Raw genomic sequence first — 24244 nt, 5'->3', positions numbered from 1 at the left:
GGCAACCGCCATGACGACAGGTCGGCTCGGGCAGCAAGCCGCGCCGCCGAACGCGGCCTATGCCGGGCAGGTCGTGCATTTCCCGGATCCGGTCCGGGCGGCACGGCACCCGAGGGGTGTGCGGATGGACGAGCGGGGCTACCCGGACTTCTCGCCGTATGCGCGGGCGGTCGCGGAGATCGCGGATCCGCCGGAGGGTTTCGGGGTGGATGAGCTGCGGTTGACGGACTATGTGTCGGCGAACGCGGCGTTGGCGGCGTCGGGGCACGAGTTGTGGGACACGGTGCCGGCGGTGGCGACTCCGCATGGCTGGACGTGGCATCACGTGGTGGGTTCGCGCAGGCTGGAGTTGGTTCCGGTCGAGGTGAAGGCGTTGCTGCGGCATCACGGTGGGGTGTCGACGGCGGTGGTGGATCAGTCGAAGCGGGGGACGCGGCCGTTGCAGGAGACGCGTCCGGCGCATTTCGGGCTGCCGAAGTCGGGTGTGGCGGTGACGGAGCAGCAGGTGCAGGGGGTCGAGGAGGATCTGGGGTATCGGTTGCCGGGGGCGTATCGGTCGTTCGTGAAGGCGGCGGGTGGTTGTGCGCCGGTGGGGGCTGCGTTGGACGCGGAGTTGGGGCTGTTGGTGGACCAGCCGTTCTTCACGGTGCGGGACGAGGCGGCGGTCAATGACCTGGTGTATGTGAACAAGTGTCTGCGTGATCATCTGACGAAGGACTTTCTGGGCGTCGGTTTCGTGCAGGGCGGGTTGTTGGCCGTGAAGGTGCGGGGCGAGCGGGCCGGTTCGGTGTGGTTCTGCGCGTACGACGATGTGCGGGACGTGGATCCGGGGTGGTCGCCGGCGGAGCGGATGGAGCGGTTGTTGCTGCCGTGCGGTGAGGATTTCGACGTTTTTCTGTCGCGTTTGGCCGGTAATCCGCCGGAGTTGGAGACGGTGGCGAATCTGATGGTGGACGGCGGGTTCGCGCGGGCGGTTCCGGTGTCGTCCGTGTCGTCCGTGGGCGCGGGGGAGTGAGCTCGGCGATGGTGACGTTCGCGCAGGCGCAGGAGCGCGCCGAAGAGTGGATCAACGGTGATGTGCCGGCGTACCAGCATCGTGAGGTGCGGGTGCGGGAGTTCGAGCTCGGGTTCGTGGTGTGGGCCGAGGACCGTGCGGAGGGGCCGCGTTCGGACGGGGGTGCGCAGCGGCTGGTGATCGCCCGGGACAGCGGGGAGGCCACGTTGTGGCCTGCGATGCCGGTGGGTGAGGTGATCCGTCGGTACGAGGAGGAGTACGGCCGTCCGGACGCCCCTGCGGACCCGGTGCCGGCGCCTGCGGCGCGGGTGGATCTGAATCAGACGTCGTTCTTGTTGTCGCCGCCGGAGTGGTTGCAGGAGGCGGCGGACAAGTTGGGGATCGCTGATCGGGCGGAGGCGGGTTCGGGGACCGGTTCCGGTGGTGCGGGCGCGGCTTCGGGTGCCTCTGCCGGTGGGGTGTCTGCGGGTGTGCCCGGGGGTGTGCCGGGAGGCGGTGATCCCTCGCTTCCTCGGACGCAGGCCGGGGTGCCCATGGGCTCGGGTGCCGGGTCGGCGCCGGGGGCCGGTGCGCCGACTCCCGCGGCGGCGGCGCCTGCTCCGGCGGCGCCTGCTCCGGCGGCGCCTGCCGCTCCTGTCGGGGCGACGCCGTGGGCGGGGACGGACACCAACGCCGACACCGGTGACGACCGTTCCGTGCCGCTGCCCGCGACCGTCTTCGCGCCGCCGCTGAGCGGTTCCGACGAGGAGCCGCCGCCGACGGCCGCGCCGGACGCCAAGACGGCGCTGATGTCGGGCGGCAGCCAACTCCCGCCGACGGCGGTTGCACCGGCGCTCGACGACCCGGGCGCGCCTGGTGCTCAGGGCTCGCAGGGTGCGCCGCAGCCTCCGTCGCCGGGTGGGTCGTCGTACGGCGGTCCCGGTCCGCAGGGGCCGGGGACTCCGCCTCCGGGTGGTCCGCAGGGGCCGCCGGTGTCGGGTGGGTCCTCGTACGGTTATCCGCAGGGCGCGGGTGCGCCGCAGCCTCCGGGTGGTCCGCAGGGGCCGCCGGTGTCGGGTGGGTCCTCGTACGGTTATCCGCAGGGCGCCGGCGCTGCGCAGCCTCCGGGTGGTCCGGGTGCGCCTGCGCGGCCGCTCGCGCCGAACGCCGGTGACATCGCCGACGCCGCGACCAGCAAGGCGGCGCCCCCTCCGCGTCGCAACCGTGGGGCAGGAGCGGCGCCGCCGCCTCCGCCGGGCGCGCCGGGAACGCCGGGTGCGCGGCCGGGGAACACGCCTCCGCCTCCGCCGTCCGGGCCGGGTGCGCCGGGTACTCCGGCGGGCGGGTACGTGCCCACGCAACTTGTGTCGGCCCTGGGTCCCGAGGGGCTCGCGGGGCCGGCGGGGCCGGGTGCGGGGGGTGCGCCGCAGCCTCCCGGTGCGCCGAACGCGCCCGGCGGGCCGAATCCGCCCGGCGGGCCGAATCCGCCCGGGGGTACGCCTCCCGGTGGCGTTCACCATGCCGCGACGATGCTTGCCGACCCCGGTCGGATGGGGCCGCCTGGTGCGGGGGGCGCGCCGCAGCCTCCTGGCGCCCCCGGCGCCCCCGGTGTTCCGGGCGCTCCTGGTGTTCCGGGCGCACCGGGTATGCCGGGCGCTCCCGGCGCACCGGCCGCTCCCGGCGCCCCTGGTGTGCCGCAAGCGCCGGGCGCTCCTGGTGCTCCGGGTGCCCCGGGTGTGCCTGGCGCGCCCGGCGCTCACGGCTCGGCGGGAGGCGCGCAGGGTGCCGTTCACCACGCCCAGACCATGCTGGCCGGGCCCCCGCAGGGTGGCCCCGGCGCGCCTCGGCCGCCGCAGGCGCCTGGAGCGCCCGGGCGCCTCGGTGCTCCCGGAGGCCCCGGTGGCCACGGAGGCCCCGGCGCTCCGGGAGCCCCTGGCGCCCCCGGATTCCCTGGCGCCCCCGGTATGGCTCCCGGTGCCCCTGGCATGGCTCCAGGTGTCGGCCCCGGCATGCCCCCCGGTGCCCCTCAGCCCCCCATGCCGCCGGGGGCGATGCCGCCGCCCGGTGCGATGCCGCCCGGTGGGCCCGTGCCGGGGCAGGCACCCGGCTACGGGTATCCGCAGCAGCAGGGGTTGCCCACGGTCGGCCCCGGCTATCAGGCCGTGCTGCGCTACCGCGCGCAGGACGGGTCGGAGCAGCAGTTGATCCGGCGGTCCGCGCCGGGGACGCCGCACCCGGAGTGGCAGATCTTCCACGAGCTGCGGGCGATGAACGTGCCGCCGGACCAGGTGCTGGAGCTGCACACGGAGCTTGAGTCGTGTGAGCTGCCCGGTGCGTACTGTGCGCGGATGATCCGGGAGCAGTGGCCGCAGGCGCGGATCACGAGCATCGCGCCGTACGGCACGGATCACGCGAGCCGGCAGCAGGGGATGCAGCAACTGCTGGCCCACCAGGGTGAGTTGCACCAGGTGGCGGACGGGCCCGCTCGCCCGGCGCCCGTTCGTGCGCCGTTGCCTGCGGTGCAGCCGGCGCCGCCGGTTCCGCCGGAGGCGATCGGGCAGGAGCTGGCGGCGGTGTTCGGGCCGGCGGTGTTCCGGTTCGAGCAGGCCGCGGTGTCCCGGCAGGGTGTGCCGCCGGTCGTGGCGCACACGCTGGTGGTGGCCGGTCTGCCGGGGGACATGGGGCCGTTCTTCTGGGCACAGGCCCAGCCGGGCCGGCCGGTGCCGACGCTGGCGGAGCTGGCGGCGGAGCGGGGTGTGCAGCCGGCGTCGGACGCGGGGTCGTACCTCGTCATGGGCAGCGACTTCGGCAAGGCGATCTGTGTGCAGTACGGGACGGCGAACATCGTCGCCGTGCCCGTGGAGGCGGGGCCGGGCGGTGCGCCCGTGCCGCCGCAGTTCGTGAACACCGGGCTGCCGGAGTTCGCGCGCTGCCTGGCGCTGCTCGGGCGGATGTGGCGGCTGCGGTTCGGGCTGAACCAGGAGCAGGCGGGCCGCTGGACCGTCGACTTCCAGGCCCAGTTGGCCTCGCTCGACCCGGCGGCGCTCGGTTCGCCGGAGAGCTGGTGGTCGGTGCTGCTGGAGCAGATGTGGGACGGACTGCTGTGAGGCGTACGTCCCGCTGATACGCCACGCCGACATGCGTGGGAGGCCTCTGTGTGTGCACGGCCTCTTTGCGGCCCCTTCCCCTTCGTCTTCGGGGTTGACCGTGACCTGCGGGCGGAGTGTCGCGTTATGAACACTTACGCACGATCCATAAAGATATGCGCCGAATCATCATGTCGTGTCCGTCTGGTGGCGAGGGGTTCCAGGATGAGCAGCGCATCGGTGTCAGCGCCGGGGTTCGTGACCGTTCGCGGGCGCGGTTACCGGCCCGAACAGGTCGAGGTGTACACCGCCGCGCTCTGCGCCGACCGGGACGCCGCGTGGGAGCGGGCCGCCCGGCTCATGGTGCTCGCCCGGCAGATGGAGGCGGAGGCCGAGCGGTTGCGCGAGGTGGTGAGCGGGCTCGCGCCGCAGACGTACGACTCCCTGGGGGAGCGTGCACGGCGCATTCTCCAGCTCGGGCTGGAGGAGGCGGCGGACGTCCGGGAGGACGCGCGGCGTGAGGCGCGCGAGCAGGTCACGGACGCCGAGACGCGCGCCCTCGATGTGCGCCGGGTGGCGCAGGAGGAGGCGGAGGAGCTCCGCGCGGAGGCCGAGGAACACGCCCGTCAGCGGCTGCTCGCGGTGCGCGCCGAGGCCGACGAGGTCAGGATCGGTGCCCGGCGTGAGGTGAAGGAGTACCGCGGCGAGGCGTTGGCCGAGCTGCGCGAGGTGCGGCAGCGCACCGCCGGCATGCTCGCCGAGCAGGACAAGGAGCACGCCGAGCGGTGGACGGCGGCGGAGCGCGAGGCCGCCGAGCAGGCCGCGGCCCTCGACGCGCGGCACGCCCGGTCGGTGACCCGCGCCGAGGCGGCGCTGAGCGAGGCGAAGCAGGCGTTCGCCGAGGCCGAGGAGTCGGCCCGCCGCTGCCAGGAGGAGGCACACGCGCGTGCCGCCGAGATCCTCACCGAGGCGCGCGCCCGGGAGGAGAGCACCGCGCGGGAGACGGAGCGGGTGCTGCGCGAGCACAGCGAGCGCTGGGACGACGTCCAGGCCCACATGGACCACGTCCGCAACAGCCTGACCGCGCTCACCGGCCGTGCGGTGGACTAGCGGGCCGGCTGCCGGCCGGCCGGACGCCAACTCCCGTCAAGCGCCCCGGCAGACACCCGCCAGACGTCCGCCAGGCACCCCCTCAGGCGTCCGCCAGGCACCCCAGGCGTCCGCCAGGCACCCCAGGCGTCCGCCAGGCACCCCAGGCGTCCGCCAGGCACCCCAGGTGTTCGCCAGGTCACCTCGCCATGCGTCCGCCAGGCACCCCCTCAGACGTCCGCCAGGTCACCTCGTCAGGCGCCCGTCAGTTCTCCCTGCGCCCCGCGCCCGCCAGGATCCAGCCCTCCACCGACTCGTACTGGCGGCGTTGTTCCTCCGCCCTGCGGCGGCCCGAGGCGACGGTTCCCAGCCAGCCGAGGGCGAAGCCGAGGGGGATGGTGACGAGGCCCGTGGTGGTGAACGGGAACCAGTTGAAGTCGGCCTCGGGGAAGGCGGAGACGGGGGAGCCGGAGACCAGGTTGGTGCCCGGCATCAGCGCCAGGACGGCGAGGGTGCCGCCGATGAGGGTCCACAGGAGTCCCGTCCGGGTGTAGCGGCGCCAGAAGAGGCTGTAGACGAGGGCGGGCGCGAGGGCCGAGGCGCCGAGGCAGAAGGAGAGGGTGACCAGGGGCTGGAGGCTGCGATGCTGGACCTGGACGGCGAGCAGGATCGTCGGGACGCCGACGGCCAGCGCCGACAGCCGGGCCAGGAGCATCTCGCGGCGCGGGGACATCTCCGGGTCGCGTGCGGCGAAGACGTCGTGGGCGAGGGAGTTGGCGCAGGCGAGGATCATGCCGGCGACCGAGGCGAGCACGGTGAGGAAGATCGCCGTCGTGACCGTCGTGAAGAGGAGCGTCTCGGCCGTGGACACATCTGCCCCGAAGGCGGCCCGGGAGCCCAGCAGGTAGGCGGTGTTGCCCTGCGGGTCGGCCTGTGCGATCACCGCGCGCCCGATGAGTGCCGTCGCGCCGAAACCGACGACGGTCATGACGAGCACGAACAGGGCGACGCCCGACACCGCCCAGGACATCGACCGGCGTACCTGGCGGGCGCTGGAGGCGGTGTACATGCGCATGGTGATGTGCGGCAGGCAGGCGCCGCCCAGCACGACCGACAGCTGGGAGACGATCATGTCGACGCGGGGGTAGGGGCCGTCGGCGAACTCCAGTCCCGAGTGCAGGAAGGCGTCGCCGACACCGCTGCCCTCGGCCGCCGCGTCGAAGAGGGCGCCCGGGTTGCCGTCGAAGCGGTACAGGACGATGACGGCGATCACGGCGCCGGAGCCGAGCAGCGTCACGATCTTCAGCATCTGGATGAGGGCGGTGCCCTTCATGCCGCCGATCGCCGCGTAGCCGATCATCAGCACGCCCATGCAGACGACGCAGCCCGTCTTCACCGAAGCGCCGGAGAACCCCAGGACGAAGGCGAGGAGCTGGCCGGTTCCGGCGAGCTGCACGAGCATCATCGGCAGCAGCGCGGCGAGGGTCACCGCGCACGCCGTTATGCGCACCGCGCGTCCCGGCATGCGGCGGGCCAGCACGTCGCCCATCGTGAACCGGCCCGCGTTGCGCAGGGGTTCGGCCAGCAGGAACATCAGCAGCATCAGGGAGAGGACCGTGCTGAGGGCGAGGACGACGCCGTCGTAGCCGCACAGGGCGATCACGCCGCTGGTACCCAGGACCGTGGCCGCAGAGATGTAGTCGCCGGCGACGGCCAGGCCGTTGCGCAGTGGGGAGAGGGAGCGGTAGCCGGTGTAGAACTCGTCGAGGTCGTCGTGGTCGGGGCCGGTCATCACGCACAGCAGCAGCGTGACGGTGGCGACGGCGGTGAACGCCACGAGGGACATGCTCTGGGCGGCGTCGCTGAACTCGGTCATCGTCCGGCCCCCTTGGGGCGAGTAGAACCAGTGGAACCAGTGGGACGGGTTCCCCGGGTTCCCCGGGTTCCGCGGGCGTCGCGTCTGGCGTCGATCTCGGCGAGTTTGCGGATGCGGTCCGCGAGCGGGTCGACGTGGCGGCGGGCGGTCCGCTCGTACAGGGCGATCGCCAGCCAGGTGACGGGGAGTTGGAGCAGGGCGAGCAGCAACCCCGCGGGGAGCCCGGTGGCGACCGTGCCGGTCATCAGCGACGGCGCGAACGCCGACAGGACCAGGAAGACGACGAAGTAGCCCAGCGCGGTGAGCGTGGCCACGCGCCGCTGGCGGCGGTAGGCCCCCCGCAGGATCCGCAGGTCGCTGTGGTGCGCGAGCGGAGTGTGGTGGGCGGGGCGTCGACGGGGTGGCTCGGGCGGCTGTGGCGGCGGCTGCCATGGGTAGGTCGGGCGGCTCTGCTGAATCGGGTGGCTCGGGTGGCTCGGGTGGCTCGGGCGGCTCTGCTGAATCGGGTGAATCGGGTGGTTCGGGTAGGGGCGTGACGGGTCGTGGGACATCCCGCTCCTTGCATGGCTCGGTTCCGTGGCGGCGGACCGCAGGGAGATGGGGGGTGCGAGGGACGCACGCTACTCGGGAGTAGGGCGGCTGCGAAGGGTTTTCACCAAACTGGGCGGTCGGTATGCGCTTACTGCGGGAGATGAGGTCTGACCTGGGGTGTTACCCGCGTTAACCCATGTGAAATGGCGGTGCGGCGACCGGCGCCCGCACCACGCCGGTGGTCACTCCGCCCGTACCGGGAACCGGCGCGGCGCCAGCACCAGCAGCACGACGAACGCCACGGCCGCCGCGCACGACGCGCCCAGGTACACGGCGTGCACGGCGTCGGCGACCGCTCGGCGGGCCGCTTCGGGGGCGGTGCCGGTGTCCAGGTCGCGGGCGAGCGAGTCCAGGTCTCCCGCGCCGCCCAGCCGCGCGGCCAGTACCCCGTTGGCGACCGCGCCGAACACCGACGCGCCGATCGTCTGACCCGTCTGCCGGCAGAACAGCACGGACGCGGTCGTCGTCCCGCGCTCCGACCACCCCACCGTCGACTGCACCCCGACGATGAGCGGGAGTTGGAAGAGTCCGAGCGCCGCGCCGAGCAGCAGCATCAGCAGGGTCGGCTGCCAGGCCGCGCCGGGGTAGGGCAGGAACGGGAACGCGAGCAGGATCAGCGTCGCCGTGCCGATGCCGAGCAGCGCGGTGTCGCGGAAGCCGATGCGCCGGTAGACGTGCTGACTGAGGGCGGCCGACAGCGGCCAGGTCAGCGTCCAGACGGAGAGGACGAACCCGGCCGTCACCGGTCCCAGGCCCAGGACCGACTGGGCGTACGTCGGCAGGAACACCGTCGGGGCCACCATCAGCAGGCCCAGCGCGCCCAGGGCGAGGTTGACCGCCGCGATCGTGCGGCGGCGCCACACCCAGCCTGGGATGATCGGCTCCGCGGCCCGGCGCTCGATGACGACGACGAGCCCGGCGAGCGCGAGTCCCGTGCCGAACAGGGCGAGCGACGGCCCCGACAGCCACGGCCAGGCCACCCCGCCCTGCACCAGCGCGGTCAGCAGCACCCCGCCGCACGCGAACACCGCCAGCGCGCCGGCCCAGTCGACACGCGCGCGTGCGTCCCGCGCACGTGACGTCCGTTCCGGCTCGTGCAGATGACGGACGATCAGCCACAACGCCACCGCCCCGATGGGCAGGTTGACCAGGAAGATCCAGCGCCAGTCCGCGTAGGCCGCGAGCACCCCGCCGATGGCCGGACCCGCGACCGCCGAGACCGCCCACACCGTCGACAGCTTCGACTGGATCTTCGGCCGCTCCTCCAAGGGGTACAGGTCGGCGGCGAGCGTCTGCACCGTGCCCTGCAACGCCCCGCCGCCCAGGCCCTGCACGATGCGGAACGCGATCAGCGCCCCCATGTTCCAGGCGAGCGCGCACAGCAGCGAGCCGAGCAGGAAGAGCGCCGCCCCGGCGACCAGCACCGGCTTGCGGCCGAAGGTGTCGGAGAGCTTGCCGTAGACCGGCAGCGTGACCGTGACGGCGAGCAGATAGCCGGAGAACAGCCAGGAGAAGACGGAGAACCCGCCCAGATCGCCGACGATCTGCGGGACGGCCGTGGAGACGATGGTGGAGTCGAGGGCGGCCAGCGCCATGGACAGCATGAGCGCGGCGACGACCGCTCCCCGCCGGTGCGGCGCGGTTTGCCGCGCGGCCTCGCGTATCGCGGGTTGTGTGTCCCCCACCGGATGCCCTCCCCTGGTCGCCCGTTTCCCCGTGCCCCTTGCACCTAACTGCCGGAAGCCAGCTTCCCACTTGGCCTTCGCTCACGGGGAGATTCAGCCCTCCCGTCGCCCGACCACCGCCCCTCGGCGGCGTGCTTCGCGCGGCACCTGCTGATTGCCACGGGAGGGCGGAGCCCGACTGGGCCGGAGGGTGGAGGCAACCCCGAGAGGCACTCCACCCGGCGGTGGACAGCCCCTAGGGGTACCTCCGTCCTACGGCTCGGGGAGGGTTCGTTCCGTCGGAGGAGGAGATGGGCCCCGTCCCGTCCTTAACCTGGGTTTATGCCGCTGGGGGGCGGCTACCGCACCGGCGGGAGGTGGGGTTAGCCCCCCTCGAAGAGGGGCCCGAGCACCAGCGCGCCGGACCCTCTCCCGCCGACAGACTCTTCGACGTAGCACTCCTCGCACTTCTCACCGCGGCAGGCATCCAGCGCGGTGGAGCACCACTCATCGACTTCCGACATAGGAGACTTACCGTGACTTCGGCTGTGACCATTCCCAGGCACGGGGGCACTGGAGGGCGTACGGCCGTTGCCGCGCGGGCGCGGCAGGTCGTCAAGGCGTACGGGTCCGGGGAGACCCGTGTCGTCGCCCTCGACCACGTCGACGTGGACATCGCCCGTGGTCGGTTCACCGCGATCATGGGCCCCTCGGGGTCCGGCAAGTCCACGCTGATGCACTGCCTCGCCGGTCTCGACACCGTCTCGTCCGGGCAGATCTACCTGGACGAGACCGAGATCACCGGTCTGAAGGACAAGAAGCTCACCAAGCTGCGCCGGGACCGGATCGGCTTCATCTTCCAGGCGTTCAACCTGCTGCCCACGCTGAACGCGATAGAGAACATCACGCTCCCCATGGACATCGCCGGCCGCAAGCCGGACAAGGCCTGGCTGAACCAGGTCGTGGAGACCGTCGGGCTCGCCGACCGCCTCAGGCACCGTCCCACCCAGCTCTCCGGCGGCCAGCAGCAGCGCGTCGCCGTGGCCCGCGCCCTCGCGGCCCGCCCGGAGATCATCTTCGGGGACGAGCCGACCGGAAACCTCGACTCGCGCGCGGGCGCCGAGGTCCTGGGCTTCCTGCGCCGCTCGGTGGACGAGCTGGGCCAGACCATCGTGATGGTCACGCACGACCCGGTCGCGGCCTCGTACGCGGACCGGGTGCTGTACCTCGCGGACGGCCGGATCGTCGACGAGATGTTCAAGCCGACCGCGGAGACCGTCCTGGACCGCATGAAGGACTTCGACGCGCGGGGGCGTACGTCATGACTGTCATGAGGACCTCCATGCGCAACTTCTTCGCGCACAAGGGACGCATGGCCCTGTCGGCCGTGGCGGTCCTGCTGTCGGTGGCGTTCGTCTGCGGGACGCTGGTGTTCACCGACACGATGAACACGACGTTCGACAAGCTCTTCGCCGCCACCTCCTCCGATGTGACGGTGAGCGCGAAGGGCGCCTCGGACACCGGTGAGACGACCGCCGACAACGGCAAGCCGCCGGTCATGCCGGCCTCGGTGCTCGACCGGGTCCGCAAGGTGCAGGGCGTGAAGTCGGCGGAGGGATCGGTCTTCTCCAGCGCGGTGACCGTCGTCGACGCCGACAAGGACAGCCTGTCGCCGTCCAGCGGCGCGCCCACCATCGTCGGCAGCTGGAACGGCAACGAAGCCCGCACCATGAAGATCACCGAAGGTGCGGCGCCGAAGGGCTCCGACCAGGTCATGGTCGACGAGGACACCGCCGACAAGCACCACCTCGAGATCGGCGACGAGGTCGGCGTGATCACCGCGGTCGGCACGCACACCGCGAAGGTGTCCGGCCTCGCCGCCTTCCAGGTCACCAACCCCGGCGCGGCGATCTTCTACCTGGACACCGCGACCGCCCAGAAGACGCTGGTCGGCGAGCCGGACGTCTACACGAACGTCAACGTCACGGCGGCGGCCGGGGTGAGCGACGCGCAGCTGAAGAAGAGCGTCGCGGCCGAGATCGGCGCCGACTACAAGGTGCAGACCGCCAAGGAGGCCGCCGACGCCAACCGGGCGGACGTGGGCGACTTCCTGGACGTGATGAAGTACGCGATGCTCGGCTTCGCCGGGATCGCCTTCCTCGTCGGCATCTTCCTGATCATCAACACCTTCTCGATGCTGGTCGCGCAGCGCACCCGTGAGATCGGCCTGATGCGGGCCGTCGGCTCCAGCCGCAAGCAGATCAACCGGTCCGTTCTCGCGGAGGCCCTGCTGCTCGGCGTGGTCGGCTCGGTCCTCGGAGTCGGCGCGGGCGTCGGCGTCGCCGTCGGCCTGATGAAGCTCATGGGTCTGACCGGCATGAACCTGTCCACGGACGACCTGACGGTCGCCTGGACGACCCCGGTGATCGGCATGATCCTCGGCGTCGTCGTCACGGTGCTGGCGGCCTACCTCCCGGCCCGCCGCGCCGGCAAGGTCTCCCCGATGGCCGCGCTGCGCGACGCCGGCGCCCCCGCCGACGCCAAGGCCGGCGTCGTCCGGGCCGTCATCGGTCTGCTGCTCACCGGCGCGGGCGGCGCGGGACTCTACCTCGCCTCCGCCGCCGACAAGGCCGCCGAGGGCTCGCTCTGGCTGGGTCTGGGCGTGGTGCTGAGCCTGATCGGCTTCGTGGTGATCGGCCCGCTGCTGGCCGGTGCAGTCGTCCGGGTGCTGGGCGCGGTCCTGCTGAGGGCCTTCGGCCCGGTCGGGAGGATGGCGGAGCGCAACGCGCTGCGCAATCCGCGCCGCACGGGCGCCACCGGCGCGGCCCTGATGATCGGCCTCGCGCTGGTCGCCTGTCTGTCGGTGGTCGGCTCCTCCATGGTCGCCTCCGCCACGGAGGAGCTCGACAAGAGCGTCGGCACGGACTTCATCATCCAGAGCAACAACGACAACGGTCAGCTCGTGACCCCGCAGGCCGTGAAGGCCGTCAAGTCGACGCCGGGCCTGGAGCGGGTGACCGAGTACAAGGTGACCGAGGCCGACTTCACCACCCCCGACGGCAAGACGCTCGACGAGACGGCGATCACGGCGGCCGACCCGACCTACGCGAGCGACCTGCGCGTCGAGACCGTCGCCGGCAAGCTCGCCGACGCCTACCGCCCCGACTCCATGTCCGTCCACGAGAAGTTCGCGAAGGACCACAAGATCACGCTCGGCTCGCGGATCGCGGTCGCCTTCAGGGACGGTTCCACGGCCCGGCTGACGGTCCGCGCGATCACCAGCAGCGACGGCGTCATCGACCAGGGCGCGATGTACACCTCCGTCGCCACCCTGAAGAAGTACGTCCCGGCCGACGAACTGCCGCTGGACGAGTTGGTCTTCGCCACCGCGAAGGACGGGCAGCAGGACGCCGCGTACACCGCCCTGAAGGCGGCGCTGCACGACTATCCGCAGTACGTCGTCCGTGACCAGACCGACTACAAGCAGGAGTTGAAGGACCAGATCGGGCAGCTGCTGAACCTGATCTACGGTCTGCTCGCCCTCGCGATCATCGTCGCGGTCCTCGGTGTGGTCAACACCCTGGCCCTGTCGGTGGTGGAGCGCACCCGGGAGATCGGCCTGATGCGGGCGATCGGCCTCTCGCGCCGCCAGCTGCGCCGCATGATCCGCATGGAGTCGGTCGTCATCGCCCTCTTCGGCGCGCTCCTCGGCCTCGGCCTGGGCATGGGCTGGGGCGCGACCGCCCAGCGGTTGCTCGCCCTGCAGGGCCTGAACGTCCTCGAGATCCCGTGGCCGACGATCATCGGCGTGTTCATCGGCTCCGCCTTCGTGGGGCTGTTCGCGGCCCTGGTGCCGGCGTTTCGCGCGGGCCGCATGAACGTCCTGAACGCGATCGCGACCGACTGACCCGGCGGCAGAGGGGGCGAGAGCCCCGGCACAACCGGACAGCGGGGCGCGGAGAGGAACTCCGTGCCCCGCTGTCCGCGTGTGCGCCCCGGCCGGGTCAGCCGGCGGCGCGGACCGCGTTGTAGTACTTCGTCGCGGCCTTGTAGCAGGCCTCCTTCAGCTTCTTGCGCTGTGCGGCCGGGTAAGGGTCGGCCCAGAAGCGCTGGCCGCAGACCCGGTTCAGGTCACCGAGGAGAGCCTTGTCGACGCGCAGCTTGTGATCCCGCTTGAACGCGGCGTTGCCCACCAGGCTCTTGTAGTTGCGGTAGGAGAAGTCGTGGCGGTAGCACCCCCACTTGAAGACGTAGCCCCCCGGAAGCGAGTCCGGCGAGTAGGTGCAGTAGTCGGTGTGCCAGTTGAAGTTGTACTTGTTGATCGACGCCCTGCCGGCGTTGTGGTCACCGAGCGCCGAGTTCCACGCGAGGGACGAGGCCTCCGAGTTCTGGGTGAGGGTCTTCATCTTGGCGAGCTTCTGGGCCTTGGTCACGGCGGCGGCCGCCGTGGGGGAGGCGGCTGTCTGAGAAGCGGCGGAATCGGCCAGAGCGGGCGTCGCCCCCGCGATGAGGATGAAACTCGAAAGGGCAATGCCAGGCACTGCGGCGCGCAACTTGTTCAAGGCTTGATTTCCTTTCCCCGTTGAGGTGGCGCCATGATGGCATGGGCGCGCCAAGCGGGCAATTGTTTTTCGGTCGGGTGGCGGCCAGGGAATTCGGAGTTTCTTATTCCACACCGTTTGACCTGGGCATTTGTGACGACTATGGACCGCAGAATAGTCCTGTCATATGTCGGAGACGGCGTAACGGCGCGATGGAACCCGTGCCGGCGGTCGGCGGTTACGGAAGTCAAGCTCAGATGTTGCTCAAATGGCCGCCGGGCGGTCCTGTCATGGGATAACGGCACGGGTGCATTCCGTTCCGTGACGCATCGGAAATGAAGACGTCGATGTCGAAGAAATCCTCGGGAGAGTCGTGCGGAAACGGCGGGGAAAATCGGCATGAAGCAGGTGCGGCTTGCCGAACTCCCCGATAGGACGCAGCGGGCGATCTCCCGGCCCGCGCACGGCGCAGGCACGCGCGCGCTCCCTCTGCCGGAACACGGCGGCCCCGCGTGGCCTCGTCCGGGGCAGGGTGGTCGGGCCGTGGGCGTCGTACGCTTGGCAGCCCCGGCCCGTTCGACGTGTCGGGCTGTTTGCGATGTCCCTCCCCAGACGGAAAGCCCTCCATGAGCCTGCACGGTCTGCTCGACGCCGTCGTCAAGGACGCCGCCCTCGCGGAAGCCATCCCCGCGGCCGCCGACGGCAACCGCATGCACGTCGACCTGGTCGGCCCCCCGGCCGCCCGCCCCTTCGCGATCGCCGCCCTCGCCCGCGAGACCACCCGCACGGTCCTCGCCGTCACGGCCACCGGCCGCGAGGCCGAGGACCTGGCCGCCGCTCTGCGCTCGCTGCTCCCGGCCGACGGCGTCGTGGAGTACCCCTCCTGGGAGACGCTCCCGCACGAGCGACTCAGCCCCCGCAGCGACACCGTGGGCCGCCGCCTGGCCGTTCTGCGCCGCCTGGCCCACCCGCGCCCCGACGACCCGGAGACCGGCCCGGTCTCCGTCGTCGTCGCGCCCGTCCGCTCGGTGCTCCAGCCCCAGGTCAAGGGCCTCGGCGACCTGGAACCGGTGGCCCTGCGCACCGGCCGGAGCGCCGACCTGAACGAGATCGTCGAGGCCCTCGCCGCGGCCGCCTACGCGCGCGTGGAGCTCGTCGAGAAGCGCGGCGAGTTCGCCGTACGAGGCGGCATCCTGGACGTGTTCCCGCCCACCGAGGAACACCCCCTGCGCGTCGAGTTCTGGGGCGACGACGTCGAGGAGATCCGTTACTTCAAGGTCGCCGACCAGCGCTCCCTGGAGGTCGCCGAGCACGGCCTGTGGGCGCCGCCCTGCCGTGAACTCCTGTTGACGGAAGACGTGCGCACGCGCGCGCGTGCCCTCGCCGAACAGCACCCCGAGCTGGGCGAGCTGCTCGGCAAGATCGCCGAGGGCATCGCGGTCGAGGGCATGGAGTCGCTGGCCCCGGTGCTGGTCGACGACATGGAGCTGCTGATCGACGTCCTGCCCAAGGGCGCGATGGCCGTCGTCTGCGACCCGGAGCGGGTACGCACGCGTGCCGCCGACCTCGTGGCGACCTCCCAGGAGTTCCTCCAGGCGTCCTGGGCGGCCACGGCAGGCGGCGGCGAGGCGCCCATCGACGTGGGCGCGGCCTCCCTGTGGTCCATCGCGGACGTCCGCGACCACGCGCGTGAGCTGGACATGATGTGGTGGTCGGTGTCGCCGTTCGCCGCGGACCTCGAGCTGGAGGCGGACACCCTCCAGCTCGGCATGCACGCCCCCGAGACCTACCGGGGCGACACCGCGAAGGCCCTCGCCGACACCAAGGGCTGGCTCGCCGACGGCTGGCGCGTCGTCTTCGTCACCGAGGCTCACGGTCCCGCGGCGCGCACCGTGGAGGTGCTCGGCAGCGAGGGCGTCGCGGCCCGCCTGGACGCCGACCTGACCGACCTCGGCCCGTCCCTCGTGCACGTCTCCTGCGGCTCGATCGACTACGGCTTCGTCGACCCGGCGCTGCGCCTGGCCGTCCTCACCGAGACGGACCTGTCCGGCCAGAAGGCGGCCGGCAAGGACGGCGCGCGCATGCCCGCGCGCCGTCGGAAGACCATCGACCCGCTCACCCTGGAGGCGGGCGACTACATCGTCCACGAGCAGCACGGTGTGGGCCGCTACATCGAGATGGTGCAGCGCACGGTCCAGGGCGCCACGCGCGAGTACCTGGTCGTCGAGTACGCGCCCGCCAAGCGCGGCCAGCCCGGCGACCGCCTCTACATCCCCACCGACCAGCTGGAACAGATCACCAAGTACGTCGGCGGCGAGGCTCCGACGCTGCACCGCCTGGGCGGCGCGGACTGGACGAAGACCAAGGCGCGCGCGAAGAAGGCCGTCAAGGAGATCGCCGCCGACCTGATCAAGCTGTACTCGGCCCGGATGGCGGCTCCGGGGCACGCCTTCGGCACCGACACGCCCTGGCAGCGCGAACTGGAGGATGCCTTCCCCTACGCGGAGACGCCCGACCAGCTCACCACCATCGCCGAGGTCAAGGACGACATGGAGAAGACGGTCCCGATGGACCGCCTGATCTGCGGCGACGTCGGCTACGGCAAGACGGAGATCGCCGTGCGCGCCGCCTTCAAGGCCGTCCAGGACGGCAAACAGGTCGCGGTCCTCGTGCCGACGACGCTCCTCGTGCAGCAGCACTTCGGCACGTTCGGCGAGCGGTACGCGCAGTTCCCGGTGAAGGTGCGCGCCCTGTCCCGCTTCCAGACCGACACGGAGGCGAAGGCCACCCTGGAGGGCCTGCGCGAGGGATCGGTGGACGTCGTCATCGGCACCCACCGCCTGTTCTCCTCCGAGACGAAGTTCAAGGACCTCGGCCTGGTCATCGTCGACGAGGAGCAGCGCTTCGGCGTCGAGCACAAGGAGCAGTTGAAGAAGCTCCGCGCGAACGTCGACGTCCTGACGATGTCCGCGACCCCCATCCCGCGCACCCTGGAGATGGCGGTGACGGGCATCCGCGAGATGTCGACGATCACCACGCCCCCGGAGGAGCGCCACCCGGTGCTCACCTTCGTCGGCCCCTACGAGCAGAAGCAGATCGGCGCCGCCATCCGCCGCGAACTGCTGCGCGAGGGCCAGGTCTTCTACATCCACAACCGGGTCGAGTCGATCGACCGCGCGGCGGCGAGACTGCGCGAGATCGTTCCCGAGGCGCGCATCGCCACCGCCCACGGCCAGATGTCGGAGACGGCGCTGGAGCAGGTCGTCGTCGACTTCTGGGAGAAGAAGTTCGACGTGCTCGTCTCGACGACGATCGTCGAGTCCGGCATCGACATCTCCAACGCGAACACGCTGATCGTGGAGCGCGGCGACACCTTCGGCCTGTCCCAGCTGCACCAGTTGCGCGGCCGGGTCGGACGAGGGCGCGAACGCGGTTACGCCTACTTCCTCTACCCGCCCGAGAAGCCCCTCACGGAGACGGCCCACGAACGCCTCGCGACCATCGCCCAGCACACGGAGATGGGTGCGGGCATGTACGTGGCGATGAAGGACCTCGAGATCCGAGGAGCCGGAAACCTCCTCGGCGGCGAACAGTCCGGGCACATCGCGGGCGTCGGCTTCGACCTGTACGTCCGCATGGTCGGCGAGGCCGTCGCGGACTACCGGCGCCAGCTGGAGACCGGCGGGATCGAGGAGGAGCCGCCGCTCGAGGTCAAGATCGAGCTGCCCGTCGACGCGCACGTCCCGCACGACTACGCGCCCGGCGAGCGGCTGCGCCTCCAGGCCTACCGCGCCATCGCCTCCGCCAACTCGGAGCAGGACGTCAAGGCCGTGCGCGAGGAACTCGTCGACCGCTACGGCAAGTTGCCCGAACCGGTGGAGAACCTCCTCCTCGTGGCGGGCCTGCGGATGCTGGCACGCGCGTGTGGCGTCGGCGAGATCGTCCTGCAGGGCACCAACATCCGCTTCGCGCCGGTGGAGTTGCGCGAGTCGCAGGAGCTGCGCCTCAAGCGGCTGTACCCCGGCACCGTCATCAAGCCGGCCGCGCACCAGATCCTCGTACCTCGCCCGAAGACCGCGAAGGTCGGCGGCAAGCCGCTGGTCGGACGGGACCTGCTGGGCTGGGTCGGGGAGTTCCTGGCGACGGTCCTGGGGTCGTAGGGCAGCCACGGAGGCGTCCGGGCCCGGGAATCGTCCGGGCTCGGGGATCGTCCGGGCTCGGGGATCGTCCGGCTCGGGACGTCCTCAGGCCACCGGCCGGATCCGTCCGGGTCCGCCGGTGGCCTCGGCCAGGGCCGCGGCGAGCCGGTCGCGGACCGCGACCTGGGCCGCGATCCGCTCCTCCATGACCGCCAGCCGGCGCAGCGCGACCTGAAGAGTCCGGCCGGTCGGCGGCGACGCGGTCACGTCCCGGTCCAGGCACGGCAGGAAGACGCGGACGTCGTCCAGGGTGAGCCCCGCCTCCACGAGCCGACGGATGTTGCGGACGCGCACGACGACGGCCGGGTCGTAGAGCCGGTAACCGTTGGCGGCACGCTCGCAGGCGATGAGCCCCGCCTGCTCGTAGTGGCGCAGGGCGCGCGGCGAGGCGCCGGTGGCTTCCGCGAGCTCGCCGATGCGCAGAGGCGACCGGGGCCGGCTGGGCTGCTGCATGCGCGTCAGTCTCATGCGACGACCGCTCCGCCGTCCACCGGGAGGACCACGCCGGTGATGAACGAGGCGTGTGGCGAGGCCAGTCGGGCGATCGCCCAGGCGACCTCCGCCGGTTGTCCGACCCGGCCGAGCGGGGTGTGCTCCAGCTGCCACTCGCGGATCGCGGCACGCTGCTCGGGCGTGTAACCGCAGTGGTCGGCGATCGGCGTCTCGATCGCACCGGGCGCCACTGCCACGACCCGGATCCCGAGCGGCGCCAGCTCGACCGCCCAGCCGCGCGTCAGCACTTCGAGGGCCGCCTTTCCGGCCGCGTACAGGGAGTTGCCCGGCCAGCCGCGCTGTCCGACGGACGTCGTCACGTTCACGACGACACCCCGGCTCGCCGTCAGGGCCGGCAGCGCGGCCTGGGTGAGCAGGACCGGCGCGATCAGGTTCGTCGCGAGCGGGGGCAGGACGGAGGCGCGGGTGTAGGTGCGCAGGGACGCGGTGTCGACGATCGCCGCGTTGTTGACCAGGACGTCGATGCGGCCGCCGCCACGCTCCAGCGCCGTACGGACGACGGTGGCGGGGCCGTCCTCGGCGGTGATGTCCACGGCGAGCGGGACGATGCGCTCGTCGTCGTGCGCGGTGGTCTTTGCGGTCCTGGCGGTCTCGGCGAGGGGCTCCGCCCTCCGGCCCACGGCGATCACGCGCGCTCCCTGCGCGGCGAAGGCGTGGGCCGTGGCGCGGCCGATACCGGTACCGGCACCGGTGACGACGACGGTACGGGGGCTGTTCGTTTCGCTCATGAGGGGATGCTCGGACCCTGACGCCGGTGTCAGGGTCAAGTGCCCGGCGGGCCCGCCGGGTTGCGCGGCGGGCGGTTCAGGCGGGCGGAACGGTGTCGTCGGCAGCCGCCGGAGCACCTCCTCGGGCTCCTCGTCGCCCAGGAGGCCGTCGAGGTTGTGGCCCAGCAGCAGGGTGGCGAAGCCGTGGACCAGGGACCAGCCGACAATGCGGACCAGTCGGCGATGCGGACCGGCCGGCGATGCGGACCAGTCGGCGATGCGGACCGGCCGGCGATGCGGACCAGACGGCGCCGCAGACCAGACGGCGACGCGGACCGGCCGGCGACGCGGACCGGCCGGGCGTCCGCGTCGTCCCCGTCGGGCGCGGTGGTGGCCATGGCGCCGACAGGTGAAACCGCCCGCGGGGAGGGTGGTCTCCGCAGGCGGCCTCATGTGCCAGGTGAAGTCGGTACCTCAGCCCTTGCGAGTCTCCGGACGGGCTGTGGCCGAGTCCTCGGGCTACGGGTTGCCGGGCCGGTCCTCGTCCGTGCCGAGCCGCTCGTGCAGTTGCTGCTGCGCGGAGTCGACCTGCGACTCGTACCTGTTGCCCGTCTTCTCGTCGATCTTCTGTTCCCCCACGTCGGACACGTCCCTGGCCTTGCCCTGTGCCGCCTTGTTGCTCTTGAACCTGTCGAAGATGCCCATCCAGAGCTCCTTCCGGAGGTGACTCACACCGGCGATATTCCCGAGACGTGCGAGATGCCCACTTGGGTCGGTTGTGGTCCGGACCTCCCGACTGCCTCCACGCGCCCCCTCGCTACGGTGTGTGCCAGTCCCCGTCAGGGGAATCCGCCCCTGTGCGGGGTGGCAGTGGCCAGGCAAGGGGAGGGGCGCGTGAAGCGTCTGAGGAGCGGGGCGGCGGCTGCCGTCGTGCTGATATGTGCCGTGACGGCGGCAGGGTGCACCGAGCAGACCACCGGATCCGGTGCCGGTGCCACCGGTACGGGGCCGACGGCCGGCGGCGGAGCGGCGAGCGGCGGGCCGGCTCTCGCGGCGGCCGAGTCGCTGACCGTGAAGGGGCGAGCCCCCAAGACCGGCTACGAGCGGGACAGGTTCGGCTCCGCCTGGGCGGACACGGACTCCAACTCCTGTGACACCCGTGACGACATACTCAAGCGCGACCTGGAGGAGGTGAAGTTCACCGGCGGCACCTGCAAGGTGTCCTACGGCGTGCTGGAGTCGGACCCGTACTCCGGGAAGAGCGTGACCTACCGGCGGGGCAGCAGCAAGGTCGACATCGATCACGTGGTCGCCCTGTCCGACGCCTGGCAGAAGGGCGCCAAGTACTGGGACGCCGGCAAGCGGATAGCGCTCGCCAACGACCCGCTCAACCTCCTGGCCGTCGACGCGAGCACCAACCGTTCCAAGGGGGACGGCGACACGGCGACGTGGCTGCCGCCCAACAAGGCCTACCGGTGCACGTATGTCGCGGCCCAGGTCGCCGTGAAGAAGAAGTACGAGCTGTGGGTCTCCGCGGCGGAGAAGTCCGCGATGGAGAAGGTCCTGGAGACCTGCCCCGAGCAGAAACTCCCCACCGGCGGCAACCCGACGAAGGCGCCGGAACGTTTCCACGCGGGGTGAGCATCCGGCGGTCCGGCGCCCCGCCCGGCCCCGAAAATCCGTTCCCGTCCGCGCGTTCCCTCGCCTACCGTGACCGAATGGATCTGAAGGTATCCAGTCTCGCCGAATGCCCCGACATGCTGGGCCCGGTCCAGGACATGCCCGACACCTGGCCGCAGTTCACCACGCAGGACCCGGTGGGCAACGCGCACTACGGCCGGATCCCCGTCGAGTTCCCCGAGCATGTGCTGTTCGCGCGGGACGAGCGGGGCGAGGTCGTCGCCCATGCCTACAGCGTGCCGTTCGCCCTGCACGCCGACGGCCGGGGCGAGCTGCCCGCCCGGGGCTGGGACCAGGTGCTCGTCTGGGCCTTCGCCGACCAGCGGCGCGGCGTGCGGCCGGACACGGTGAGCGCGATCTCGATCGTGGTCGCCCCGCACGCCCAGGGCCTCGGCCTGTCCGGGCGGATGCTCGCCGCGATGCGGGACAACGCCCGGGTGAAAGGCTTCACCGAGGTCGTCGCCCCGGTCCGGCCGAGCGCCAAGCACCTCGAACCGCACACCCCGGTCGAGGAGTACGCGCACCGGGTGCGGGAGGACGGACTGCCGTACGACCCGTGGCTGCGCGTGCACGCCCGGGCGGGCGCGACCGTCGAACGGATCGCGCCGGCGTCGATGACGGTGTCGGCCTCGCTGGCGGAGTGGCGCCGCTGGACCGGCCTGCCCTTCGACACACCGGGCGACATCGAGGTCCCCGGCGCCCTGGTACCGGTGCGCTGCGAGCCGGAGCGGGACTACGCGGTGTACGTCGAGCCCAACGTGTGGATGCGGCACAGTCTTTGAGGCGCGGCGCGGGGTTCGACCGCGCTCGCGCTCTACTGGCCGTAGGGATACCCCTGCTGATACGGATTCGCCTGTCCCGCCCCGTACGGCTGCCCCGTTCCGTACGCCGGGCCCGACACCGGGCTCGAAGCCGGGGCCTTCTTGTCGAACACCGCGAAGAGCAGGAGCACCGTCGCCGTCACCAGGGTCACCAGGACCGTGACGCCCAGGAAGGCGTCCCCGTCGTCGGTGTCCGAGACCACCGCCCACGTCAGGATCACGCACTCGTACAGGGAGAACGACCCGAAGGCCGCCCAGTCGGAGGAGAGCCCGCGGCGGATCGCCACGTAGAGGAAGGGCACCCAGACCAGGAAGCCGAGTGAGCCCCACACCAGGACCGTCCAGGCGAGCCGCTGGAACCAGCCGCCCTCCAGCCGTCTGTCCGCACCGGTCGCCGTCGCAGCCGTCGTCGGCATCGTCATGTCGCCCCCCAAGTCACCAGGGGGCAAGGGTAGGACACGGGCGGGCCGCGCCAGGGCCTGTCGCTTCTTTACTGTGACATGGGCGAATCTTGTGGCTATGGGGGACCTGTGTTTTCCGATCACAGGGATGCCGCAGGTTACGGTGCGATCCGTTTCCGATGCCCGACGTCGAGTCGACGCCGTATCGTCGCACCGCATCAGGAAACGTCAGCGAGACACAGCAGCCGTACGCAGCGACAGCGCGGTACGCACAGATGAAGTATGGGGTGGGGATGGCCGAGCACCGGCAGTCCAGAAGGCGCAGATACATCACGTGGGGGGTGGCCGGCGCGGCCGTCCTCGCGGGGGCCGGGATAGCGGCGCAGACCTCGATGGCGGCCACCACCTGGCCCGCCCAGAAGACGTACACCGGCCGCGCCTTCGACACCTGCACCGCGCCCTCCCTGGCCGCGATGAAGGCCTGGAAGACCGACGGCTACTACGGCGGCGCCGCCGTCTACGTCGGCGGCAAGAACCGCGGCTGCGCACAGCCCAACCTGACCGCGTCCTGGGTGAAGTCGGTCAACACGGTCGGCTGGAAGCTCATCCCGCTCTACGTCGGCGCCCAGCCGCCCTGCCAGACCGGCTCCAGCCCCGAGAAGATCACCGCCACCACGGCCACCTCCCTCGGCGCGACCGACGCGGCGGACGCGGTCGCCAAGGCCTCGGCGCTCGGCATGAAGGTCGGCAGCCCGATCTACCTCGACATGGAGGCGTACGACATCACCAACAAGGCGTGCAACGACGCCGTGCTGGCGTACGTCCGCTCCTTCACCAAGACGCTGCGCGCCAAGACGTACCGGGCCGGCTACTACGGTTTCACCAGCTCCAGCGCCAAGGCGATCGCCACCGCGACGAACAAGACGGACCTGCCGGGCAACCTCTGGTACGCCCTCTGGGACAAGAAGGACACCACGACCACGGACTGGCCGTGGGGCGCCACGCAGTACACCGACCACAGCCGCGGCCACCAGTTCCTGGTCAACAGCAAGGAGACCCGCGGCGGCTACACGATCACCGTGGACCGCGACACGTGGGACGCCCCGGTCGCCATCGTCGGCTGAACCGGAACGCCTGAAGGACGCACGCGGAAGGGGTGGGGCTGAGCCCTCGCACCGACGAGCGGGCGACGACCGGGCGCGGCGGTGCCCGAAGTCCTGGTGAATCGTTGGTCGAATGGGTTGGCCCCAGCCGTCCCACTGCCTACCATCGATCACCGCAAGACTTTGTGCACCGTCGCACAATCTCCTCGGGAGGCTCCCTTGCACCGCCGTCGTCGCACCGCGCTCCTGCTGTCCGCCGCGATCGCGGCGGCCCCCCTCCTCACCGCCTGCGGGAACGACGCGCATCCCGGCGCGGCGGCCGTCGTCGGCGGCCAGCGGATCACCGTCGCGCAGCTGGAGAACCGGGTCAACGAGGTGCGCACGGCCCAGCGCGCCGCGGTCAAGGACGACGCGCAGTACGCGCAGGCCATCGCCCAGACCGGCACCCTCACCCGCGACACCCTGCACGGCATGGTCCTCGACCGGGTGCTGCACCGCGCCGCCGAGGACGCGGGCATCACCGTCAGCCGCCGGGAGGTCCAGCAGATGCGGACCGGTCTGGAACAGCAGGCGGGCGGCGCGCAGGGCCTTCAGACGGCCTGGCTCCAGCAGTACGGCATCCCGCCGCAGCGCCTCGACGAAAACCTCCGCCTCCAGCTGGAAGCCCAGAAACTCGCCACCGAGCTCGACACGAACACCAGCCAGCCCGCCTTCTGGAACGCCCTGTCCAAGGCGTCCAAGGCCCTCGGTGTCGACCTCAACCCGCGCTACGGCAGCTGGGACGCGCAGAAGGTCGCCCGCGTCGACGCGAAGACGCCCTGGGTGCGGGAGATCACGACGGCGGGAACGCAACAGACGACGTGACGGTGCGGCCCGGCAAACGGTGCTGACGGAAGCCGGCGAACGGCCGGTATGACCAATCCGCCGGACCTGTGGACAACTCGTGGGGCCGCCGGCGGGCGTGGGTTACGTTCGAGGT

18 protein-coding genes are annotated in these 24244 nt (G+C 71.6%); 10 read left to right on the top strand and 8 right to left on the bottom strand.

Features of this window, described 5'->3' with window-relative positions; genetic code table 11:
* The first annotated feature begins 10 nt into the window (after positions 1-10).
* From OG289_RS21145 to OG289_RS21135, 3 genes are all read left to right on the top strand, one after another.
* Positions 11-1015, top strand: a complete 1005-nt coding sequence (locus OG289_RS21145) for an SMI1/KNR4 family protein (RefSeq protein WP_327315590.1) — start codon at positions 11-13, stop codon at positions 1013-1015.
* Positions 1016-1023: 8 nt separating this feature from the next.
* Entirely contained in the window at positions 1024-4101 is a 3078-nt protein-coding gene (locus OG289_RS21140; protein WP_327315589.1) for an SUKH-4 family immunity protein, read from the top strand.
* Between the two features lie 204 nt (positions 4102-4305).
* Positions 4306-5190 carry a cellulose-binding protein gene (locus tag OG289_RS21135; protein WP_327315588.1) on the top strand — a complete coding sequence of 295 codons (885 nt, stop codon included), beginning with the start codon at positions 4306-4308 and terminating at the stop codon, positions 5188-5190.
* Between the two features lie 244 nt (positions 5191-5434).
* Here the strand turns inward: OG289_RS21135 and OG289_RS21130 are convergent, their stop codons facing one another.
* The 3 genes from OG289_RS21130 to OG289_RS21120 form a co-directional block, all read right to left on the bottom strand.
* Positions 5435-7045 (bottom strand): sodium/solute symporter, encoded by a 1611-nt coding sequence (locus OG289_RS21130; RefSeq protein ID WP_327315587.1) that lies wholly within the window; start codon positions 7043-7045, stop codon positions 5435-5437.
* Positions 7042-7596 (bottom strand): DUF485 domain-containing protein, encoded by a 555-nt coding sequence (locus OG289_RS21125; RefSeq protein WP_327315586.1) that lies wholly within the window; start codon positions 7594-7596, stop codon positions 7042-7044. Before OG289_RS21125 ends, OG289_RS21130 begins: the two co-directional genes overlap by 4 nt.
* Positions 7597-7818: 222 nt before the next feature.
* Positions 7819-9321 (bottom strand): MFS transporter, encoded by a 1503-nt coding sequence (locus tag OG289_RS21120; RefSeq protein ID WP_327315585.1) that lies wholly within the window; start codon positions 9319-9321, stop codon positions 7819-7821.
* A 515-nt stretch (positions 9322-9836) separates the two neighbouring features.
* Between OG289_RS21120 and OG289_RS21115 the strand changes: the two genes are divergently transcribed.
* Both OG289_RS21115 and OG289_RS21110 read left to right on the top strand, forming a co-directional pair.
* Complete coding sequence (locus tag OG289_RS21115; RefSeq protein ID WP_327315584.1) at positions 9837-10625, top strand: ABC transporter ATP-binding protein; 789 nt, start codon at positions 9837-9839, stop codon at positions 10623-10625.
* On the top strand, positions 10622-13207 hold the full coding sequence (locus OG289_RS21110) for an ABC transporter permease (RefSeq protein ID WP_327315583.1): 2586 nt from the start codon (positions 10622-10624) through the stop codon (positions 13205-13207). The genes OG289_RS21115 and OG289_RS21110 overlap by 4 nt, the downstream gene beginning before the upstream one ends.
* Before the next feature lie 97 nt (positions 13208-13304).
* Here the strand turns inward: OG289_RS21110 and OG289_RS21105 are convergent, their stop codons facing one another.
* Positions 13305-13862, bottom strand: a complete 558-nt coding sequence (locus OG289_RS21105) for a phospholipase A2 (protein ID WP_327315582.1) — start codon at positions 13860-13862, stop codon at positions 13305-13307.
* Positions 13863-14467: 605 nt separating this feature from the next.
* On the opposite strand from OG289_RS21105, the gene mfd reads away from it, so the two are divergent.
* The gene (gene mfd / locus OG289_RS21100) at positions 14468-18001 is read left to right on the top strand and encodes a transcription-repair coupling factor (RefSeq protein ID WP_327315581.1); all 3534 of its coding nucleotides are present in this window, start codon (positions 14468-14470) and stop codon (positions 17999-18001) included.
* Between the two features lie 84 nt (positions 18002-18085).
* Here the strand turns inward: mfd and OG289_RS21095 are convergent, their stop codons facing one another.
* The 3 genes from OG289_RS21095 to OG289_RS21085 all read right to left on the bottom strand — a co-directional run bounded on the left by OG289_RS21095 (position 18086) and on the right by OG289_RS21085 (position 19965).
* The gene (locus OG289_RS21095; RefSeq protein WP_327320759.1) at positions 18086-18463 is read right to left on the bottom strand and encodes a MerR family transcriptional regulator; all 378 of its coding nucleotides are present in this window, start codon (positions 18461-18463) and stop codon (positions 18086-18088) included.
* 41 nt (positions 18464-18504) lie between these two features.
* Positions 18505-19281 carry an SDR family NAD(P)-dependent oxidoreductase gene (locus OG289_RS21090; RefSeq protein ID WP_327315580.1) on the bottom strand — a complete coding sequence of 259 codons (777 nt, stop codon included), beginning with the start codon at positions 19279-19281 and terminating at the stop codon, positions 18505-18507.
* Positions 19282-19779: 498 nt separating this feature from the next.
* Positions 19780-19965 carry an antitoxin gene (locus OG289_RS21085; RefSeq protein ID WP_327315579.1) on the bottom strand — a complete coding sequence of 62 codons (186 nt, stop codon included), beginning with the start codon at positions 19963-19965 and terminating at the stop codon, positions 19780-19782.
* Between the two features lie 189 nt (positions 19966-20154).
* Between OG289_RS21085 and OG289_RS21080 the strand changes: the two genes are divergently transcribed.
* Both OG289_RS21080 and OG289_RS21075 read left to right on the top strand, forming a co-directional pair.
* Positions 20155-20901 (top strand): HNH endonuclease family protein, encoded by a 747-nt coding sequence (locus OG289_RS21080; protein ID WP_327315578.1) that lies wholly within the window; start codon positions 20155-20157, stop codon positions 20899-20901.
* A 77-nt stretch (positions 20902-20978) separates the two neighbouring features.
* Positions 20979-21722, top strand: a complete 744-nt coding sequence (locus tag OG289_RS21075) for an N-acetyltransferase (RefSeq protein WP_327315577.1) — start codon at positions 20979-20981, stop codon at positions 21720-21722.
* A gap of 32 nt (positions 21723-21754) precedes the next feature.
* Here the strand turns inward: OG289_RS21075 and OG289_RS21070 are convergent, their stop codons facing one another.
* The gene (locus tag OG289_RS21070; RefSeq protein WP_327315576.1) at positions 21755-22183 is read right to left on the bottom strand and encodes a hypothetical protein; all 429 of its coding nucleotides are present in this window, start codon (positions 22181-22183) and stop codon (positions 21755-21757) included.
* A gap of 272 nt (positions 22184-22455) precedes the next feature.
* On the opposite strand from OG289_RS21070, the gene OG289_RS21065 reads away from it, so the two are divergent.
* Together OG289_RS21065 and OG289_RS21060 are read left to right on the top strand one after the other, a co-directional pair.
* Positions 22456-23286, top strand: a complete 831-nt coding sequence (locus OG289_RS21065; RefSeq protein ID WP_327320758.1) for a glycoside hydrolase domain-containing protein — start codon at positions 22456-22458, stop codon at positions 23284-23286.
* 198 nt (positions 23287-23484) lie between these two features.
* Positions 23485-24129: a SurA N-terminal domain-containing protein gene (locus OG289_RS21060; RefSeq protein WP_327315575.1), complete on the top strand. Its 645-nt coding sequence runs from the start codon at positions 23485-23487 to the stop codon at positions 24127-24129.
* Positions 24130-24244: the final 115 nt, after the last annotated feature.

This window comes from Streptomyces sp. NBC_01235 (assembly GCF_035989285.1).
Taxonomy (GTDB): domain Bacteria; phylum Actinomycetota; class Actinomycetes; order Streptomycetales; family Streptomycetaceae; genus Streptomyces.
Note: the sequence above shows the minus strand (reverse complement) of the source record. Positions and strands in the feature narration are given on the sequence as shown.

Coding starts and splice junctions, on each gene's coding strand:
- OG289_RS21145 (WP_327315590.1), top strand. CDS start 11: ATGACGACAGGTCGGCTCGGGCAGCAAGCCGCGCCGCCGAACGCGGCC.
- OG289_RS21140 (WP_327315589.1), top strand. CDS start 1,024: ATGGTGACGTTCGCGCAGGCGCAGGAGCGCGCCGAAGAGTGGATCAAC.
- OG289_RS21135 (WP_327315588.1), top strand. CDS start 4,306: ATGAGCAGCGCATCGGTGTCAGCGCCGGGGTTCGTGACCGTTCGCGGG.
- OG289_RS21130 (WP_327315587.1), bottom strand. CDS start 7,045: ATGACCGAGTTCAGCGACGCCGCCCAGAGCATGTCCCTCGTGGCGTTC.
- OG289_RS21125 (WP_327315586.1), bottom strand. CDS start 7,596: ATGTCCCACGACCCGTCACGCCCCTACCCGAACCACCCGATTCACCCG.
- OG289_RS21110 (WP_327315583.1), top strand. CDS start 10,622: ATGACTGTCATGAGGACCTCCATGCGCAACTTCTTCGCGCACAAGGGA.
- mfd (WP_327315581.1), top strand. CDS start 14,468: ATGAGCCTGCACGGTCTGCTCGACGCCGTCGTCAAGGACGCCGCCCTC.
- OG289_RS21090 (WP_327315580.1), bottom strand. CDS start 19,281: ATGAGCGAAACGAACAGCCCCCGTACCGTCGTCGTCACCGGTGCCGGT.
- OG289_RS21085 (WP_327315579.1), bottom strand. CDS start 19,965: ATGGGCATCTTCGACAGGTTCAAGAGCAACAAGGCGGCACAGGGCAAG.
- OG289_RS21075 (WP_327315577.1), top strand. CDS start 20,979: ATGGATCTGAAGGTATCCAGTCTCGCCGAATGCCCCGACATGCTGGGC.
- OG289_RS21070 (WP_327315576.1), bottom strand. CDS start 22,183: ATGACGATGCCGACGACGGCTGCGACGGCGACCGGTGCGGACAGACGG.
- OG289_RS21065 (WP_327320758.1), top strand. CDS start 22,456: ATGGCCGAGCACCGGCAGTCCAGAAGGCGCAGATACATCACGTGGGGG.